Raw genomic sequence first — 20,043 nt, forward strand, 5'->3', positions numbered from 1 at the left:
GCCCTGAAGCGCTCGTCTGCCTCGGTTTTACTGCCGAAGCAGGCGTTGCGTTATACCGCCAACGCTTTCACGCGTTTGCGGTACTCGCCCGGCGTGCAGCCAAATTCTCGTAAAAAGACTTTATGAAACGACGATTCGCTGGCGTAACCCACCGACTCGGCAATAACGATTAACGGCTGTGTACCGCGCGATAGCATCTGGGCTGCGAACTGCAGGCGCAGCGCGGTTAACACCGCCAGCGGCGTGGAGTTTGATACTTCACGGAATAGCTGTGCGAAACTGGCCCGCGACATATGTGCTCGTTTTGCCAGTTCTTCGACGGTCCAGGCAAAAGCCGGTGACTCCAGCATCATGAATACAACGGATCCAAGCCTGGGGTGCAGCAGTAAATTCAGCACATTTTTAGCGGGTGTCGACTGGGCGAGCCACTCGCGAACGGTTAACGCGAACAGCGTAGCGCATTGCTGGCTGCAAACGATGCTGGAGCCAGGCAGGTCGTTGATGTATTCCTCCTGCATTAGCGCAATCATGGCCTTCAGCCAATGGCTGACGGGGCTGTTCTCCTCAGGCGCCAGTAATAATACTTCCGGAAGCGCGGTTAAAAAATAGCGTGAAGATGCCTGTAATCGCAGGCTCCCGCAGACAATATGCGTTTGTTCTTCCCCTGTCTGGCACAGACGATGCGCGGAGTTTTGCGGCAGAATGACTATTGTTCCAGGGCGTAATGTGGAAGATGTTCCGTCAGGCATATCCAGTTGAGCGAATCCCTGGGTTACCGTATGCCAGCGAATAACGGACAGTTCACCCGCCGCATGCGGTAGTTGCCAGTCCCTGCTCAACAGGCAGTTTTGATCAATCGAGCCCTGCGGGTCGTTAAGCATAAGTAATCGGCTAAGTGCGTCCATGAAGACTCCTGGGCAGTTTTTGCTAATGCTAATTGAGATGAAAACAATGCTATTACACATAATTTTATTAATAATTTTATGGTATTAGTTTAATTACTCAATAAGTTGAGTGGAAGGGGAAGAGTGGTTTTTAGACGATCTGACAGTAATTGGCGCGTTATGGATACATTGGTCTTGCATCGCTAAACCTATAATTCAGTTCAACAAATGAACAGTGACATGGCGGAGAGACAGCATGAATCAGTATCAGGCGATTGTTATCGGATTTGGTAAAGCGGGTAAAACGCTGGCGGCAACACTGGCCAAAACGGGTTGGCGGGTAGCGATTATTGAACAGTCAAACACCATGTATGGTGGGACATGCATCAATATCGGCTGCATTCCCACCAAAACCCTGGTACACGATGCTGAACTTCAGCATGACTTTGCCGCAGCGATGCAGCGCAAGACCTCCGTTGTCAGTTTTCTGCGCGATAAAAACTTCCACAATCTTGCCGATCTGGAAAACGTGGATGTGATTGAAGGTCGTGCTGAATTCATTGATAACCATACAGTGCGGGTCGTACAGCCAACAGGTGAGGTTGAACTGAGCGGCGAGAAAATCTTTATTAATACTGGTGCCCAGTCAACGATTCCGAACGTTGAGGGATTAACCACGACGCCTGGCGTATTTGACAGCACCGGGTTGTTGAATTTGACGCAACGTCCCGAGCGTCTGGGCATTTTGGGCGGTGGGTATATCGGCGTTGAATTCGCATCGATGTTTGCCAACTTTGGTAGCAAAGTCACTATTTATGAAGCAGCTCCGCAGTTTTTGCCTCGTGAAGACCGGGATATTGCTGACACTATCGCCAACATTTTACGCGACCAAGGCGTTGAGCTGATCCTCAATGCCAACGTGCAGTCGGTCTCCTCTCACGATAGTGCAGTACAGCTGCACATGCCGGAAGGTACCCAGACGGTGGATGTGCTGCTGGTGGCATCGGGTCGCAAACCGGCGACTGAAAATCTGCAGCTGCAGAATGCGGGTGTAGATGTAAACGACCGTGGTGCCATTATTGTAAATAAATATCTACGTACCTCGGCAGATAACATATGGGCAATGGGCGATGTCACTGGTGGATTACAATTTACCTATATCTCGCTGGATGACTTCCGTATTGTGCGCGACAACCTGCTAGGCGAGGGGGTACGTAACACGGGTGATCGTCAAAATGTACCATATTCCGTCTTTATGACGCCGCCGCTTTCCCGCGTCGGAATGACTGAAGAACAGGCTCGTGCCAGTGGTGCGGCGGTGCAGGTCGTGACGTTGCCGGTAGCGGCTATCCCGCGTGCGCGGGTGATGAATGATACCCGTGGCGTACTTAAAGCGGTGGTGGATAGCGAAACGAAACAAATATTAGGTGTGTCGCTGCTGTGCGTGGATTCTCATGAAATGATTAATATCATCAAGACGGTTATGGATGCGGGGTTACCTTATACCACATTGCGTGACCAAATATTTACCCATCCAAGCATGAGCGAATCACTAAACGATCTCTTTTCTCTCATTAAATAATAATAGCGTAGTCTACATATTTGCCCCACCCGTGTGGGGCTTTTTTATTTGTTTTTATACTTCCTGATACTAATTGACAGTTATTTTGGCGTTACGGATGAAATAAAATAAAGTGACATGTTTTATTATATTTCCACTGAAATAACTTGTTAATGGGAATAGAAATGAACATGTTTAAAACTACGTTACTAATGACTGCATTACTGACTGCTCCGGTGACATTTTCCGTGTTAGCGCAAACCGAGGTTGCCCACGTTAGCGTATCAGCTGTGTCTGGCACTCCTTCCGTGGTGGAAGATGCCATTGCGAAACTGGCACAGGAAAAGAAAGCGACTTCCTGGAAAATTACCTCAATGCGTATTGATAGCAGCACTCACGCAACGGCAATTTTGTACAAGTGAGGAGAGCTGGAATGGAAAAATATCTTCGTATATTGGGCAAAGGTGATAGGGTTGGATTAACCTTGATTCGCCTGAGTATCGCGATTGTTTTTATCTGGATTGGGTTATTAAAATTTGTACCTTACGAAGCCGACAGCATTACGCCGTTTGTCGCCAATAGTCCGGTAATGTCATTTTTTTATGAGCATCCAGAAGAATACAAACAACATTTAACCCACGAAGGTGAATTCAAACCGCAGGAGCGTGAATGGCAGACGGCGAATAACACGTATACGTTCTCAAATGGCCTGGGCGTAGTCGAAGTTCTTATCGCTTTGCTGGTGCTGGCTAATCCTGTTAGCCGTTGGCTGGGATTAATTGGCGGCGTTCTGGCATTTGCCACACCAATTGTAACTTTATCATTTTTAATAACCACACCAGAAGCATGGGTGATGCCGCTGGGTGATTTACACCACGGATTTCCGTACTTGTCAGGCGCTGGACGGTTGGTGTTAAAAGATACGTTAATGTTGGCGGGAGCGGTGATGATCATCGCGGATTCTTCCCGATCAATTATTAAGCAAAAGTATTGAATTTTTAACGTTGTACCCTCTGCAAGACAGTAAGCCACTATAGTTCGATTCGGTAATTACCGGGCCAGCAGGACGCTGGCCTTTTTTCTGCCCTAAGGGAAATTTATGTTATACATGAAATACAATGATTCGCTTTGCCACAATAACCAGTCGGACTTATATTACTGATTAATAATATAGTGAAGTAAGCATCTTCTTTCTTCTTTCGATAGCGCACCAGTTCGCATATTGCGTAGTTCCTCCATCAAAACCCATTCATTTTTCTCTGTTTTTTTCTGTGCAATTCTTGCTATTTGTTATCTCAAAATGACACTTTAAAAAAGATTGTTATTCACTTTTGTTATAATTAAACAACACGTTCGCATGGTTTTAGGCATGACTTCAGCTAGAATTAACTTTGATTAAATGTTTTTACGTATCAATAAATGGCTAAAGATAGTTAAAAACTTAATTTTTAATCAACTGTTCGACATGGAATCCACTATGGTAATTAAGCACCAGGGGTGGATGCTGATCTCGCGTTTTGTGAGTAACCAAACGCGGGACATATCTTAAATATGGAAATAAGGGTTTTAGAATGAGCTTTGGATTAGCAAAGGAAGATAAGTTTGAAATCATAGCTACCCTTCGTGAAGAGCTGCACAAGAAAACGAAACTGGAAGTGTTATGTGAAAACAGTAGCGTTATCACGCAGTTAGAGAAGGTTGATTTCGAGCGGTTTGTTATCTCCTGGCACGAAGACATTGTTCCTGAAAAGGTCCAATACTTTATCCTGCACAGCGAAAGCGGGATTGTGAAATTTAGTGCCAGATTCGAGCAAACCCCATCAGCAGGTGCAGAAGTAGGATTATCCTACCTCATACCGGATTTGATTTTCTTTGCCCAGCAGAGACAAAATCAGCGTTTTTCCTTCATGAAAGGGTATGACTTTTTCTGTTTTGGTCGTTACAAAAATGGAGAAAACTACTCTTTCAAGATCAAAAATATCTCGCAGGGTGGTTGTGCGTTAATCGTTAAAGATGTAAACGCCCGTTTTCTTTATAAAGATGCGGTGATTAAAAATGCATCTCTGGATTTCGATACATTTGGCAGTTTACAACTGGACTTAAAAGTGATCGATGTCGTCCTGATCAATGAGTTTGATGAGGATAACCAGTTGTATTCCTGTCATCAGATCTCGTGTGAGTTTGATTTTAAAAATCGTCGTGAAGAGACTGAAGTCGAGAAAATTATTATTAAATTTTTAATGAGTAACAAGATTAGAAGCTTATAAGGAACGGTGAACAGGATGTTGATGTGTGGCAGTGATAATTTTGTGGGCAATGGTATGTTTGCCTACCTCACCAGCAAACATGTACCGATACAAACATTCCAGTTTGAGGATATGTTGCATCAGTCATCATTATGCCAGCATCAAACCATGGTTTTTAATATCATCGATAATGAACATGCGTGTTCGGACATTGTTCAATTTTTGAATAAAAACCGATTCAAATTTTATAATAACGTCGTGGTGATTGTTGCTGATAGTTTGGTGGCGAAATTATGCGTAGAGTTATTATATGTCGAAAAAATAATAGTTTTGACTGAAAAATCTTCATTGCGTGATTTTGGTCAATTGGCGACATTATCAGTCGGGAAATGGAACCCCCGACTGTATCGTTCGCAGAAAAGATTAACCGAAAGAGAGCAGCAGATCCTGAACTTACTGGTAAGTGGTTATACAGCCAAAGAAATTTCTGAGTTAGTTAGCCTGAACTATAAAACGATTCAGGCACATAAGATGAGAGTCGTCGCCAAGCTTGGCCTGACCAATACCTCTGATTTAAATAAGTTAATTGTCAGATTTACCCATCGTATGTCTTTTTTACCCTAACCTGACCATTCTTTTCTGATGTAATACACCTAATAGTAGATACAATTCGGGAGTGATTTTGACTGGTTTTTAATGTTATGATTTGTAGAGGGAGAGGGAATGTTTAATTCCAGTGAGGTGCTAACCGCGCTTGAAAAGGCTTTGAATACCAGTCAACTTTATATGGTTTATCAGCCTATTTTCAATTTACATGCCCAGCGTATAAGCGGATTTGAAGCATTAATGCGTTGGAATAGTCCTCAGATGGGTATGATCTCTCCCGATGTTTTTATTACGTTACTGGAAGATAGCGGCAATATTATTTCAATTGAAGATATGGTTACTCACTCTCCGTGGGATGTTGCAACTTCCTGGCCTGACCCCATTGTATTATCCGTCAATATTTCCGCGCTTGAATTCTGCGATCCTCTGTTACCCCAACGCGTCAGACAAAATCTTGCCACCTCCGGATTGCCGGTCCATCGATGCCAAATAGAGGTCACCGAAACGTCACCGCTGTACGACAGTCAGATTGCGGCTAAAAATATGACGGAATTAAAGGCGATAGGGGTCAAGCTTGCGCTTGATGATTTTGGAACCGGGCATGCTAATCTTAATTACCTGTTGAAATATCCTTTTGATACCTTAAAAATTGATAAAGAATTTGTAACTGGCATTGAACCCGACACCCGATCGACAAAGATTGTTGAGGGTATTATTTCACTGGCGCATAATTTTGGTATCGAAGTCCTTGCCGAAGGGGTGGAAACCCAGTCCCAACTGGACCGGTTGATGCAGATTGGTTGTGACAAAATTCAAGGCTTTTTCATTTCTCCCCCGGTGCAGGCACAAGAGATCCCTTCACTCTTAGCGCAATATAATCGTTAATCCCTCCGTATTTACGTTTCCCAATCCCTTGATTGTTCCACATTGCTGGTAAGTCTGTAGGCCTGATACGCGTCGCGCATCAGCACCCCTGTAATACTATAAGCAAAAAAAAGCCCCCTGCTGAACAGGAGGCTGGCGACTTTATGTCAGCTTAGAACGATTTCTTAAAGCCGATAGAGGCATTGACCGGCGCTTCGACTTGCGACTTACTGCCGCCGTTGCTGAATTGCGTACCCAGCTCACCGTAGACCTGCAGGTTTCTGTCGATAGACCATGACAGGCCGGCTGCAACTTCAGTGCTGGAGTACTGCTGTGAAGATTCCAGCGTAGTAGTGGCTACCGCATTGCTAAAGTGCGTTTTGTCTTTTGAACCCAGACCCTGCCAGACGTTAACCCTGCCGTACGGCTGGAATTTGCCATGGTTGGTGTCATAGTCAGCGACCAGACGCACGCCCAGACGCGCGGTAAAGGAGTCTGCGGTATCCATTTTCACTTTCGTTGGGGTCACACCATCCAGCGTGCTGTTATCAAAGTCGCTGTATTGGTAGATCAACTGAGCCTGAGGCTCCAGACTCCATGCGCTGGCGCCTAAACGGAACGATTTACCCACCTCTGTCGACGCCGTCAGCGTGTTGCCTCTGACGGTATACGAGCCGTTGTTACCGGTCGCCGCCAGGCGGGATTTATGGTTACCGTACTGCAGGACGTTATCAACATACATACCGTCACCCGAGAACCAGGTCGCATAGCCACCGACGTAAAATGCGTTGTCGTCGATGTTACCGCCTTTGCCATCGCTGCCTGTCTTCGTGCCTTTCACGTTGCTGTCGATATCAAGGATGCTGGTATACATCCCGGCTTTCCAGCTTTCGTTAGCATACATATCAACGCCGACCTGGATACCCATGGTATGGGAGCTGGTTTGCGTACCGGCCGCATCATCCAGTTTGGTTTTACCGGAGTAGCCAATCATTCTTGCCCAGGCGCGATTGTCTTCATCAATGCCCGGTTTAACCTCGTCCCCCATACGTTGGTGCATGTTACCTAACAGGCTAATATCACCCTGACGTACTACGCTGGCGAGGCCAGAATACAGCATGGTTTCTGGACGGTATTCACTTCTCAGATACCAGTTTTCACCCTGGCCCTGAGCATTACCCGCATGTAGTTGGTACTCAAACGCACCTACAGCCATACGATCGGCGGCAAGATGGAAGGCATCCCGCGACGTTTGCGCGGTTGTGGTTGCGCCATTGAGCGCAGTCACCACTTCGATACCATCCCCAATGGTCGGCGCGCCAAGACCAGAACCATCGACATCCAGCAGTGTGCTACCGCTGGCTTTACCGCCATCGATAATCAGACGGTCGGCAATGCCTGCTCCGCTACCATTCTGGATAGCTGCCATGTTGATAGTCCCTTTTTCGCCGGTGTAATCCCCTTTGACGGTTAAGGTTGTGCCAGTCTGCTGACCGATGAGCGAGACATCGCCACCGTTGCTCAGGCCCGCTACCGTCTGGTTATAGCCCTGCGTGTTCAACGTGGTGTCTGCGACTACATAGTGGTGTGATGCGCTACTCAGGGTGTTGGTATTACCCGCTTGCAGCACGCCGTTGGCGATCAACGTAGCGCCGCTGTAGCTGTTTTCACCTTGCAGCTCGGTAATGCCGCTACCGGTCTGATGCAACTGGCCTTTACCACTGATATTGCCGGTCAGCGCCAGGGTATCGCCACGATTGACGTTGAGTACGCCGTTATCAACGACATCCCCCTGAATGCTGCCAATATCACCGCCGTTACCCAGTTGTAAAACGCCTTGTTCGATGGTGGTGCCACCGGTGTAGGTGTTATCCAGCGTCAGGGTGAGGGAGCCTTTACCGGTTTTGGTCAGTTGACCGTTACCTTCGACTTCCGTCAGCAGAGAAACGTCATGCCCGTTGGTGTCGAATGTCCCGCCGCCGGATTCCAGCGTCACCTGACGGGCAGTATCAAACGCTTCGCCATACTTCAGCGTACCGCCATTAAAGGTAATTCCCGTATCTGCCGCACCCAGGTTGGTATCACCCGCCACCTGCAGCGTCCCTGAGGTGATGGTGGTGCCACCGCTATAAGTATTGTCGCCGGTGAGAATCAGCGTACCGAGATCGCCTTTATTCAGGCCGCCGGTACCGCGGATAACGCTGTCGATAGTGGCGGTATAACTGGCGCCGTCTACTGTGCCATCGCCGACACGAATCAGGGTGTTTGCCGTGTCGGTGGTAATGGCTTCGCCGCCCACACGATAACCATCGGTGGCGAACTGCGCGCCGCTGATGATGACATCGCCTTTGCTGTTATCGACGGTTACGTTGCCCGCTTCACCCTGGAAGACGGCGAATGCGGCATCGGTAAACGGTGCGTTCAACGCGCCTTCTGGCGTCGATTCATCGGTAGTCCAGTTGTCGTTACCCTGGCTGGATTGCCAGATACCGTCGCCGCCGTTGATGACGCCGTTATTTTTCAACTCGCCATTCTCACCGCCGGTGCCGTCCCAGAAGCGCAGCGTCAGTCCGGCGTGGTTGACTAGGTTGACCTGATTTTTCACCGATGTCTGCACGTACAGGCTGTCAGCTGCTTCCGGTGCGTTAGCAATATCCATCACATTGTTGGTCAATGTGCCGGTGTAGTTGATGACGCGGTAAACGCCCACATCAAAGCTTCCGCCTGGTGAGGTTTCAATGTTGAGCTTACCGTCGAGCGTCAGATCGCCATTTACATCAATCAAGTCGTTGAAGGCACCGCCCGGGGTATAAGCCTGACCAAACTGATAATCCAGTTGGGCGTTATCACTGAGCGTCAGAGAACCGGTAGTGAGTTTACCCACACTGTTGATAGCTGCACCCGCGGTAATATGCGCGTCGTCCAGCACATCAACCGCGCCGCCGATAATACCGTTACCGCCGAGCGTTGCCCCGGATTTCACCGTCACCTGGCCGGTAGCCGCAGACTGATTACCGTTGACCAGCAGCACGCCTTCATTGACGTCTGTGGTGCCGGTGTAAGTGTTATCGCCGGTCAGCGTCAACGTACCGTCACCGATTTTCACCAGGCTGCCGTCGTTGCCGCTGATAATACCGCTGATGGTGTCATCAAGATGCAGATTACCCAGCGACAGTTCTTTATTGCCCAGTTCGACATTACCCGCGCCGGACAACGAGCCGATAGACGTTGCGCTGTCGACTGCGCTGATATCGACCTTACCGCCAACCAGGTTTTTAACGACGGTGTTCTCTGCCATCGCATAGTCAGCAAAGGTCATCAGTCCGCTGTTATTCACGGTGGCATTGCCCCCGCTGGCATTTTCTTCCAGCGCCAGGGTACTGTCTTTTGACACGTTAACCGTCGCGTTGCCCGCGCTGGCGTTGTTGGTTAACACCGCTTTCGCCGTGCCCGTCAGGTTCAGCATTGCGCTTGCGGCGGTGACGTTATCCGCCAGCGTTAACAGGCTGTCGGCGATGTTCATAGTCAGGGATTTCAGGCTGGTATCTGTCCCGCTGACATTGAGCGTCGCACCCTTATTGACGTTCACGGTGCTGCTTTCATTACTGCCAAAGGCTCCGGTTTTGCTGACGTTGACCGTCACATTGTTGGCGTTTCCGGTACCGGCAATTTCGGTGTCGCCTTTGTAGCTGTTTGCGCGGTCGAGCGACAAGGTGCTGCCCGCATCACTAGAGCTGCTGGTAACTTTCAGTTTACCCTCGCCGGTAATCTCACCGGTTGGCGTGAAGTGGTGCGAATTAAGGTCAAACACCGCAGCATTCTCATTCGCTCCCAGCTCAATGGTGCGATTGCTGGTCAGGTCCGCGCCCAGTTGCAGCGTTGAACCGTTATTGATGGCCAGGTCAGTTCCGCTCTGGCCGAGATTGCTGTCGGAGGAGATCTGCAACGTGCCGCCATCAATGCGCGTGCCGCCGCGATATTCGTTGTCACCGCTGAGGATCAGACGGCCAAGGTCGGTTTTCACCAGCGTCAGCTTGTCAGCAGTACTGGCCTCGCGGATAACGGACTCAATGGTCGCGGTATAGTTTTGCCCCGCGCCACCAGCGCCAACGCGCACCAGCAGTTCGCCAGTCCCCGGCGTCTGGCCTGCGTGGGTCGCGTTTTCCGTGGTGGCATACGCGTTAAGCGCATCGCCTTTAACGACATAGCCATCGGCATCAAACTGTGCTCCGGAGAAGTTAACTTCTCCCGCGGCGTTATCCACGGTAACGGTACCGCCTTTGGTGGTGAAGACGGCGAAGGACTTCTGTGCCCAAGGGGCGTTACCCTCACCGGTTGCGGTGGTCCAGTTGTTATCACCCTGACTGCCGATTGCCATCCATTTGCCATCGCCACCGTCAATTTTGCTGTCGCCTTCAATGCCCGACGCACCGTGGCTCTGATTAACGGTTGCGCCGTCCCAGAACTGCAGGGTAACGCCGTTGGCATTCACCAGGTTGACCTGTTTGTCGATGGAGGTTTGAACAAAAATATTGCTCTTATCCTGGCTATTCGGTATCGCGCCTAATTCCAGCGTCTGGTTATCCAGCGTGCCACCGTAGTTATAGATACGGTACACGCCCGGTCCGAAGTTACCACCCTGTGAAGTGGTGACGTCCAGAGTCCCGTCCAGTTGCAGATCGCCTGCGACGTTAATCAGATCGTTTAGCGCGCCGCCTGGCGTATAGGCTTGACCCAGTTCGAAAGCGGAGGTCGTTTTGCTGCCAAGCTGCAGATTACCGTTAATGGATAACGTACCCGCACCGCCGTCACCGGCGCTGAGGGTAGAGGCATCGTTCATCAGCACGTCGCCGCCGATTACCCCGTTACCCCCCAGCGTCGCCGTACCGCTTACTTTGGTCACACCCGTCGCGGCACTCTGATTACCTTTCACCAGTAGCGTACCGCTGGTGACGGTCGTGTCGCCGGTATAGGTGTTATTGCCCGTCAGGCGAGTAATACCGTTACCAATCTGCTGTAACGCACCGATCCCGGAGATTACGCCGCCAAGCAGCACATCATTGGCCCGATTAATCGCCAGTACGCCATTGTCGATGATGTCAGACACGGCGTTGACTCCGCCTGTATTTCCGCCGTCACCCAACTGCAGCGTACCGGTTTGATCAATAGTGGTAGAGCCGGTATAGGTGTTGTTGGCGGTAAAGACAGTGGTGCCGCCCGCCGCGCGTTCAAACTTCCCATCACCGCTGATGACGCCGTTATAGATCTGCGCAGCCGCCGTGTCGCCCTGCGTGTCAAAGATGACCCGGCTGCCTGCACCCTGAGTCGTCACATTGTAGTCAGCGATGGTCGCGGCAGTGCTGGTGGACTCGCCGTGATCGCCGGTACGCAGCGTTGCGCCATTGGTAACCGCAATGGTTTTACTTGCCAGTTGCAGACGATCGACGATGCGCATATCTGCACTTGAACCGCTAATGGTCAGTGAGTCCCAACCCGTGCCGATGTTGGTACCGGTGGTCAGGTTATCGCTGCTCAGACTGCCAATTTTCGCACTGTTACCGTGTGTATTGGTGAAGGTGAGGGCGTTGCTACTGCCGGCTTCGGTAGTGATATGGCGCGTTTTATCCAGCGTCACATTGCCGATGTTGGCTTTATTGTTGCCGTCGGTTCCGGCGAAATTCACCTCGCCCGCAAAGGTTCCGCTTTGCCAGTTAAAGGTGTCCTTGCCTTCTCCGGTGTTGATCACACCACTGGTGATACCCTGGCTGATATCAATGGTGTCATTGCCCTTGCCAGATTGAATCGCCACTGCTGTATCGTTGATAGCCTGAAGGGTACCGGTATTGGTGATTTTTTTATTGCTGTCACCGCTGGCATCAATAACGGGTGCGGTGGTGCTGGCAGAGATAATTTTTCCGCTATTGGCTATTGCGCTAACATTTTTAGCGATGATTGCAGAACCACCTGCGCTGTCGTAGACGTTGATATCGGCATTGGTGGTGACCTTACCGTCCGTATTGGCGCGGATACCGCTGCCTTCGCTGTTATGCACCTCAACGGTATAGCCTTTGCCGATGGTCAGATTGCCTGTCACTGCGTCACCATTGCGCTGCTCAAAGGCGAAGCCGGTACCTTTACCGTTAACGTTCAGAATGTTATTCAGGCCATCTTTCATGTTTAACGCGACGCTGGTACGGATCCCCGGACCGTCGTTGGCATTGATAGTGACATCGTTGAGTGTGATATCGGTATTGTTGGCGTCGTTTTGAATGCCAGCACCAGTACCTTCGGCGCTAATAATCACCCCTTTGGCAGCCAGCTTACCGGCTCCTGTATCAAGACGAATACCATCGGCCGAACCATCAGTCGTGATGGCATCACCGGCATTACCGGTAATACTCAGGCTGGCACCGTTGGTCAGCAGAACCCCTGCGGTTCCATCATCAACTTGAATCTGACCCAATTTTTTAATCTGTGCGTTCGAACCCGAAGCTTGTACGCCAATGCCGTTACTCACATGTAAGGCAGCGGTCGCGTTATTGGTTAAACTCCCGCCTTGTTGCACGTTAACACCAATGCTGTCGGTGCTGGCAAGATCGATAATTGCCTGGGTATCGAGGATCAGGCTGCCCTGGTTCCTTGCCACATAGGCAATAACCTTGTTGCCGCTGGCTTCTGAAGTGATTTTTGCGTTTGAAGTGAGGATGGTCGGAGTGGCGCTACCTTCTGCGTTGCCATTCAACTGATGAGCCTGACCGTCCACTACCCCGGCAATGGTTCTTTCACCGGTTAAATTGATGGTGGTTTTATCGCTGATGTTACCTGTGGCACCGCCTTCAATCAGCAGCGCGGCGGAGTCGGTGCCCTGCACGGTGAACGTGGCTTCGCCGGTATCCACACTACTGCCTGTGCCCGTCGCTAATACGCCAACGGACTGTTCGCCGCTTAAGGTCAGGTCAAGGTTTGAGCTGGGCTGACCGTCAGGAGTGGTGGTGTTACCGGCCAGCATTGCACCATTGGCAATACGGAAAATGGTGGTGCGATCTTGCCCGTTGTCATTCATTACCGCCTGACCAATATTCGCAGTTGCGCCTTTACCATACAGGTAATAGCCAATCTGATCGGTGCTGTTGAATGCCGGGCTACTCAGACTGTCGACGTTAGCGACGGCGTTATCACGCACGTGTACGCCGATGTTCCCGGCTTTGTTTAGCGTGATGTTGGAATAGACGTTGACCACTGCCTTTCCATCTTTGCCACCTTCAGCCCAGACGGCATAGTTACGGTTACCGACACTACCTTCACCATCAACTACGATAGAGCCTGAAGCGCTGGTCGTGGCTTCGGCATTTTTGTTAGTTGCGCTGACGTGGATGCCGACGTTGTTGGTGCCGTTGACGTTAATCTTGCCGTCGTTGCGAATTTCCTGATTATTTTCCGCGCCGCTGTCACGCACGGTGATACCGTAGTTCCTGCTACTCCCCGCGCTGGAATCGCCATTGATCACGATATTACCGGTATTGATGACGTTGCCGGTCGCGTTACCAATCAGCATACCCGCGGCGTTACGTACGCCGGTTCCCAGCGTGATAAGGCCGTTGTTAATCACCTCTTTGGCGCTCTTGGTCATGATCCCGGCGCTCAGACTTGAACCGCCTGCCATGGTGACATCTTTAGACGGATCACTTGCGTTACGGCCAAGATAAATAGAGGCACCTGCGCTGTTGGTAAAGGTGGCGTTGTCGGCGACTTCTACGCCATAGGCGATGCCGCTGCCGTAGGATGCACCGCTTTTGCGCCCGTCCACGACGTTGATATCGCCGTTGTTGACCCCTTGAGCATTGTCAGACAGTTGCATACCAATGGCCAGCGTCAGCTCGCCAGCGGGTTTGTCCTTACTCCAGGGATCGGCGGCAGAAGCGGTACCGAAGTTATCGGTGGTGATCGCCTGGTTGATGGTGCCTTCGTTGGTGATTTGACTGGCGCCTTGCCCCTGCATACCAAATGCGCCATAGCTGTTGACGTTTTGGTTGCCGTCTTTATCAATAAACAGCCCGGAGTTGATGATCCCGTTGTTGGTTGCCGTCGCGTCTTTTGCCAGCATGCCAATCGCCAGGCTTTGCCCGGTAGACGTGCGTAATGCGTTCAGCTCACCAAGGTTAGTGATAACCCCACCATTAATGGCTTTCATCACGCCATTAATACTGCCGTCAACGGCAATAATCGCGTCTTTGTTCAAGGTGCCTGAGGTGCCTGCGCCGTTGGCGTAGATGGCATGTAACTCACCACGGCCAGCGGTCGCGTTGTTGGTATGTGACAAACCGTCGGTCCAGACGTCGTAATCCCAGCTGAGTATGTCAGCTGGCTTACCGGAGGTGAGCAGATTTTCAATCAGCCCGGCGTACTTTGTTTGTGCTGCGGTGACGGTTGTGACTTCCTCCGCATCTATCCACAGCTGGATTTGGCTGACTTTTTCACCATCAGGGTTGAGTGCCGCGTCGTCGCTTTTGCCCAACAGCCAGTCATTGAATTCGGCCAGTTCTTGTGTGTTGGTAATGGTAAATGTGCGCTCCCCGGTTTTGACGACCTGACCATCCTCGTCATAGCCATAGGTCATCAGCGTCACATCATCGCCAAACACGGAGGTTTGCGCTGAACCGGTGAACGTTTTTTCAGGGATCACCGGGGCTGCGTTAAATTTTATATAGTTATCTGACTGCCAGTTCACCTGGCTTGCAGTACCTTGTGCTTCCAGCAGCGAGGAATCTTTTGCCAGCATTTCAATGGTATTGGCTTTGTCACGCACATTGAGGGTGTCGTTGCCAATATTCAGATTGGCAATGGAGCCATTTGTCGCCAGTGCGATACCAAATTGCTTATAGATTTCTGATTTCTGAGCATCAAAGGTGTTTAATACCGCATCGCCGACTTGCGCTTCGGTAAGAAAACCATTTAACTCATTGGTATCAAAGACTTTGATGGTCGTTTTTTCACCGGGAAACGCCGGATCGTTGATATCAAATTCTGTGCTCTGCGAAGGCGTTGACGACTGGTTGTAAGTCAGGTATTCCGCCAGTTCTTCAGAGTTGGTAATGGTTTTTACGCTCTGGTCAGGGCTGGTCGCCAGCAGGGTGATTTTGCCGCTTTCCAGCAGTTCCCGGATAGTGGTTGATTCAACAACGCCGCTTTGACCCGGGCTAAATGTTGGGATTGCACCACTGATATTCAGTGCCTGACCGGTGGTGTTATCTTCATATAAGAAGCCGTAGTCGTGGATACCCTCATAAAACCCAGCGGAAATACCTGTCTTGAAGTCTTCATGAATATCGTGTTCACCCGTTGCGGTAATCTGGGCTGCAGAAGCCAGCAATGAAGCACCGCTTAATGCGCCAGCTGCCAGTACGGCGACAGTTTTACGCGAGCTGCTTTTTTTCTTTCCTTTCGTTAATTCAGAAACGACCACCCAGATACCGAGCGCCGCGTTCCAAATAATGCTGTAAACTTTGTTCATATATAACCCTTGTCTACATTCCTGTTATGTATGTGTTAATACGTTGAGTTGTTGGCTATGGTTGGCACGCGGATGTGCTACCCGGTAATGGATTTTGGAAATAGGGTTCCCTTCCGTGCGATGCGGAATTAAAAAAGCGAGTCGAAAGAAAACCTCTTTAAATAATAACCGTGATAATTGTCCTTAAATAAGTCAGTTACGGCTGGCTATAGTGGGAAATGGTGTACTTGAGCCGGGTGTTATTTTTGCCGAGTTTTCTGGCAATATTGCTTTTGTACGCCCCGATGGTTTTTTCACTTTTTTGTGATGCCCCGGCGATTTGTGTCAGTGACCATCCTCGGGCAAGCATCATCATTACGTTAAATTCGTTAGCTGTAATTTTTGTGTGTAGTTCTTTGATACTTTGTTGTTTTTTGTTTTGCGTGATACGTGTGACGGTCTGTAATAGCTGATCAAGGCTGGTGTCTTGATCGAGAAATTGCATGTTCTTCCCGCAAACGGTTTGAAAAATGGCAAAGGTAGCTTCATCTGCCAAAACAATAATTTTGGTGATAGGTCGTAAAGCCATGTTGCGGATAATCCTGGCATATTTTAAAAAATCTGATTTGTCAGGATTAATGATGATGCAATCCGTTTCATAAGGGAGCATTTTGACAGCAGAAAGTGTCTGGGAGGAGTAGTACGTGATATCAATAAATAATGATGAGCCACGTAGGATTTCTCGCATGCCTAGCCAAGGGTAAATTGAGTCACCCAAAAAAATAGCTTTTGACATAACGATCTCCTTGAAATTTTGGTGCAAGCAGTCGCCTCTTTTTTTAGGTTAAAAAAGAGTTTCTTGCGACGCGTGAAATGTTAATTAAATCTCGTATAACGTTCTGTGCTGTGAACGTATCCTTATTAATTCCAGATTAAACAGAAGTTCTCTGTATTAATTAGAATCATTAACTATCCTTAAAGTGGATATTACACTTTGTTAAAATTTAAGATAAATCGTTTATTTCAGCTCTGCGTAAATGATTGATAGATTTCGCTTATGGATCGGGATGATAATAAGAAGGAGGTTTGTATAAAGGCAGGGTATTCCTAGGGTTAAAGAAAGGTATTTATATGTAATGGCTTTAATTTCAATAAGATACTCATTTTTCTTCATGGGATTAATTGAGGGTAGGAGAATTCTTAATCCTGGCCAGGACGTAGGAGGTGGAAGGTCAGGAGAAGAGGGAAATATTGCCGAATTTACACCTATCGGCTAAAAATAGGATCATTCCAGATTATATTTCTACGTTAAAGCAATTTATTAGTGCTTTATCCTTTTTTGGTCTTTTTGTGCCTAATGTTGAAATCTGGCTTGCAGGTGTCATTTTGTCTTAATGCGCTAGCGATAGCGCTTAGCCCGCCAACAGCTCCTGCTCAACCTGTTGCACCTGTTGTTCCAGCGTATTGCGGATTTCCGTAAGCGCCCGTTGTTGATCGGAGAAGTAGGCCTCTTTATCTGTCACGGAGGTGGCAAGCCGCCAGGCGTTCTCCGCTTCCAGTTCGGTAATCTCTTTCAGCAGCGCGTTAATGTGTTCTCTGAGCTGTTGTATTTTGCTGCGTAAATGCTGCAAATCGTTCAATCGGTCACTCGCCATCATCGGTTCGAGGCCGCTTTGCAATTGAGTTAGTAGCGCCCGGACGGCGGCAAGATCGGCATTTTGGCGTGCCTGGTTAAGCTGCACCATCATCTGATGCGCTTTCTCTTTCAGATCATCGGCTACCACGTCCGGGTGGCAAAGACGGCTGGCCTGACGCCACAGGCGTTTTAGCTCATTACGTTCATCAGAGGAAAGCCGCTGGTCACGACTAAAACGATGCTGCGCATCCTGCTGCTGCTCCTGATATTCATCATATTCATGGCTGGCCTCTTCCTGTGCCTGACGGGTTGCGCTGTCGTCCTGGCGAGAAAAGTCGTTTTCCAACTCACGAATCTCCGCCAGCAGGGCGGTAATCAGTTCCGTTTGTTGCTGAATACGTTGGCGTGTTTCCACCGATTCGCGCGAATCTGAATTCTGGTTCATCCAGTGCTGCTTGAGCCTTGCCAGTTGATCAACAGCCTGGGAAATATAGTGCTGGCAGGATTGATAGTCTTTTTCCCGGCGTTTTCGCTCCGCTTCCTGTTTGCGCTGGGCGCTGGCGGCGAGCTGTTTACGCAGTTCGAGAATGCGGCTCATCAGCGGTCCAAGACGGAGGTGATACAGATCGTTGAAATCATCGAGGATTTGAATGCGCGTGTTGCGCTTATCGATCAGGTCACGCAGCTGTGTTTCGAGCGCTTTGAGTTCCAGCTTACTGGCGGCAATGGCTGGATCCTGCCACGTAGAGACTGCCCGTTGAGATTGCAGCCAGGCCGAGATTTCACGCAGGGCATCACTAAAGCGTCGTTCTTCGATCGCCTGCACAATGGTGCCTGGCACGACGGATAACGGCTCATTTTTAAGATGCGCCACCTGCTGGAAAATAATCTCCTCATCTTCCAGTTCAATAGCGCTTTTGACGATTTCCAGTCGTTTGATGATCTTATTCATGACAGTCGTTGCCTGGCCTGGCTAAAAAACGAGTGGCTGAAGTACAACAGGTTCACCCGTTTGAAAATGTTAGAAAAACAGTAAAGCGCATTCTGTGGCCTGCGATGCCTTTTCGTCCAGAATAATTCACGGTAATTATGAACAAACGCAATGCTACGGGCATAGCAGGTCCTTATTGCGCCTTGCGACAACCAGGTTGAAATGTTAAAAGAAGCCCCTTCAATAAAAACGACACAGGGGAAGGGCGTGAAAAACGCGTCAACTGCATCTGACACCAGCGTGTCTGATGCCGCGTCAACAAATGAGCCGACGCTTCAACGAGGGTTGCAAAACCGCCATATTCAGTTAATTGCACTGGGCGGTGCAATTGGTACGGGCCTGTTTTTGGGCATTGGCCCGGCTATTCAGATGGCGGGACCTGCGGTGTTACTGGGTTACGGCGTTGCCGGGATCATCGCTTTTTTGATCATGCGTCAACTGGGCGAAATGGTAGTGGAAGAACCCGTTTCCGGATCCTTTGCCCACTTTGCCTATAAATACTGGGGACCGTTCGCGGGTTTTCTGTCCGGTTGGAACTACTGGGTGATGTTTGTGCTGGTCGGTATGGCGGAACTGACAGCGGCCGGGATCTATATGCAGTACTGGCTGCCCGATGTCCCGACCTGGATTTGGGCCGCGGCATTCTTCGTGATCATCAACGCCGTCAATCTGGTCAACGTACGTCTGTATGGCGAAACGGAATTCTGGTTCGCACTGATTAAAGTGCTGGCCATTATCGGCATGATAGGTTTTGGCGTGTGGATGCTGTTTTCCGGTAACGGCGGGGAACATGCAAGCATCGATAACCTGTGGCGTTACAACGGCTTTTTTGCTACCGGCTGGAACGGATTAATTCTGTCGCTGGCAGTGATTATGTTCTCCTTTGGCGGGCTGGAGCTTATCGGGATTACCGCCGCGGAAGCGCAGGATCCGCAGAAAAGCATTCCAAAGGCGGTAAACCAGGTGGTGTACCGTATCCTGCTGTTTTACATCGGTTCTCTGGTGGTGCTGTTGGCGCTATACCCGTGGGTGGAAGTGAAATCCAACAGCAGCCCGTTTGTGATGATATTCCATAATCTTGATAGCAACGTGGTGGCTTCTGCGCTGAACTTTGTCATCCTGGTGGCTTCGCTGTCGGTGTATAACAGTGGCGTCTACTCTAACAGTCGTATGCTATTTGGTCTCTCGGTTCAGGGGAACGCGCCGAAGTTCTTAACCCGCGTCAGCCGTCGCGGCGTACCGGTGAATTCACTGATCCTTTCCGGTGCTATTACGTCGCTGGTGGTACTGATCAACTATGTGCTGCCGCAAAAGGCCTTTAGCCTGCTGATGGCGCTGGTGGTGGCGACGCTGCTGCTGAACTGGATTATGATCTGCCTGGCACACCTGCGGTTCCGGGCGGCGATGCGTCGCAAGGGCCGTGACACGCAGTTTAAAGCGCTGCTGTATCCAGCAGGGAACTACCTGTGTATTGCTTTCCTTGGCATGATCCTGGTGCTGATGTGTACGATAGATGAGATGCGCCTGTCAGCTATCCTGCTGCCAGTGTGGATCATTTTCTTGTTTGTGGCCTTCAAACTGCTGCGTCGTAAGTCCCGCTAAGTTTCTACCTATCTTGTTGCTACCGATCCCATCGTCAGGATGGGATCGGATCCTCCCTCAACGTTTATCGTGACCGTTCTCGCAATTTTGCTTTTGCTGACAGGATCTTTATTTTGTAATCGATTACTTTTCTATTGAATCTATTTTGTAATCGATTACTTTT

General features: G+C 49.7%; 11 protein-coding genes. 7 read left to right on the plus strand and 4 right to left on the minus strand.

Going from position 1 to position 20,043, the window contains the following annotated elements; translation table 11 throughout:
* Positions 1 to 50: 50 nt before the first annotated feature.
* Positions 51 to 905, minus strand: a complete 855-nt coding sequence (rclR, locus tag OGV89_RS18325; RefSeq protein ID WP_003847476.1) for a reactive chlorine-specific transcriptional regulator RclR — start codon at positions 903 to 905, stop codon at positions 51 to 53.
* Between the two features lie 235 nt (positions 906 to 1,140).
* On the opposite strand from rclR, the gene rclA reads away from it, so the two are divergent.
* From rclA to OGV89_RS18355, 6 genes are all read left to right on the plus strand, one after another.
* Positions 1,141 to 2,466: a reactive chlorine resistance oxidoreductase RclA gene (rclA, locus tag OGV89_RS18330; protein WP_174501072.1), complete on the plus strand. Its 1,326-nt coding sequence runs from the start codon at positions 1,141 to 1,143 to the stop codon at positions 2,464 to 2,466.
* 170 nt (positions 2,467 to 2,636) lie between these two features.
* Positions 2,637 to 2,867 (plus strand): reactive chlorine resistance periplasmic protein RclB, encoded by a 231-nt coding sequence (rclB, locus tag OGV89_RS18335; protein WP_003021959.1) that lies wholly within the window; start codon positions 2,637 to 2,639, stop codon positions 2,865 to 2,867.
* 11 nt (positions 2,868 to 2,878) lie between these two features.
* Entirely contained in the window at positions 2,879 to 3,439 is a 561-nt protein-coding gene (rclC, locus tag OGV89_RS18340; RefSeq protein ID WP_016149749.1) for a reactive chlorine resistance membrane protein RclC, read from the plus strand.
* A gap of 577 nt (positions 3,440 to 4,016) precedes the next feature.
* Positions 4,017 to 4,712 (plus strand): flagellar brake protein, encoded by a 696-nt coding sequence (locus OGV89_RS18345; RefSeq protein WP_003021965.1) that lies wholly within the window; start codon positions 4,017 to 4,019, stop codon positions 4,710 to 4,712.
* A gap of 21 nt (positions 4,713 to 4,733) precedes the next feature.
* Positions 4,734 to 5,315 (plus strand): helix-turn-helix domain-containing protein, encoded by a 582-nt coding sequence (locus OGV89_RS18350; protein WP_008319941.1) that lies wholly within the window; start codon positions 4,734 to 4,736, stop codon positions 5,313 to 5,315.
* A 99-nt stretch (positions 5,316 to 5,414) separates the two neighbouring features.
* Positions 5,415 to 6,182, plus strand: a complete 768-nt coding sequence (locus OGV89_RS18355; RefSeq protein WP_049002157.1) for a putative bifunctional diguanylate cyclase/phosphodiesterase — start codon at positions 5,415 to 5,417, stop codon at positions 6,180 to 6,182.
* Between the two features lie 151 nt (positions 6,183 to 6,333).
* Here the strand turns inward: OGV89_RS18355 and OGV89_RS18360 are convergent, their stop codons facing one another.
* The 3 genes from OGV89_RS18360 to OGV89_RS18370 all read right to left on the minus strand — a co-directional run bounded on the left by OGV89_RS18360 (position 6,334) and on the right by OGV89_RS18370 (position 18,239).
* Positions 6,334 to 15,672, minus strand: coding sequence for an autotransporter outer membrane beta-barrel domain-containing protein (locus OGV89_RS18360; protein WP_286559085.1), 9,339 nt, complete (start codon positions 15,670 to 15,672; stop codon positions 6,334 to 6,336).
* Positions 15,673 to 15,868: 196 nt separating this feature from the next.
* Positions 15,869 to 16,447: a LuxR C-terminal-related transcriptional regulator gene (locus OGV89_RS18365; protein ID WP_046669840.1), complete on the minus strand. Its 579-nt coding sequence runs from the start codon at positions 16,445 to 16,447 to the stop codon at positions 15,869 to 15,871.
* Between the two features lie 616 nt (positions 16,448 to 17,063).
* Positions 17,064 to 18,239, minus strand: coding sequence for a coiled-coil domain-containing protein (locus OGV89_RS18370; protein ID WP_003021972.1), 1,176 nt, complete (start codon positions 18,237 to 18,239; stop codon positions 17,064 to 17,066).
* Positions 18,240 to 18,485: 246 nt separating this feature from the next.
* Between OGV89_RS18370 and pheP the strand changes: the two genes are divergently transcribed.
* Entirely contained in the window at positions 18,486 to 19,880 is a 1,395-nt protein-coding gene (pheP, locus tag OGV89_RS18375; RefSeq protein ID WP_032947920.1) for a phenylalanine transporter, read from the plus strand.
* The last annotated feature ends 163 nt before the right edge of the window (positions 19,881 to 20,043 follow it).

Origin of the sequence: Citrobacter sp. Cf125, from assembly GCF_030333935.1 — a bacterium.
Classification (GTDB): Bacteria; Pseudomonadota; Gammaproteobacteria; order Enterobacterales; family Enterobacteriaceae; genus Citrobacter; species Citrobacter freundii.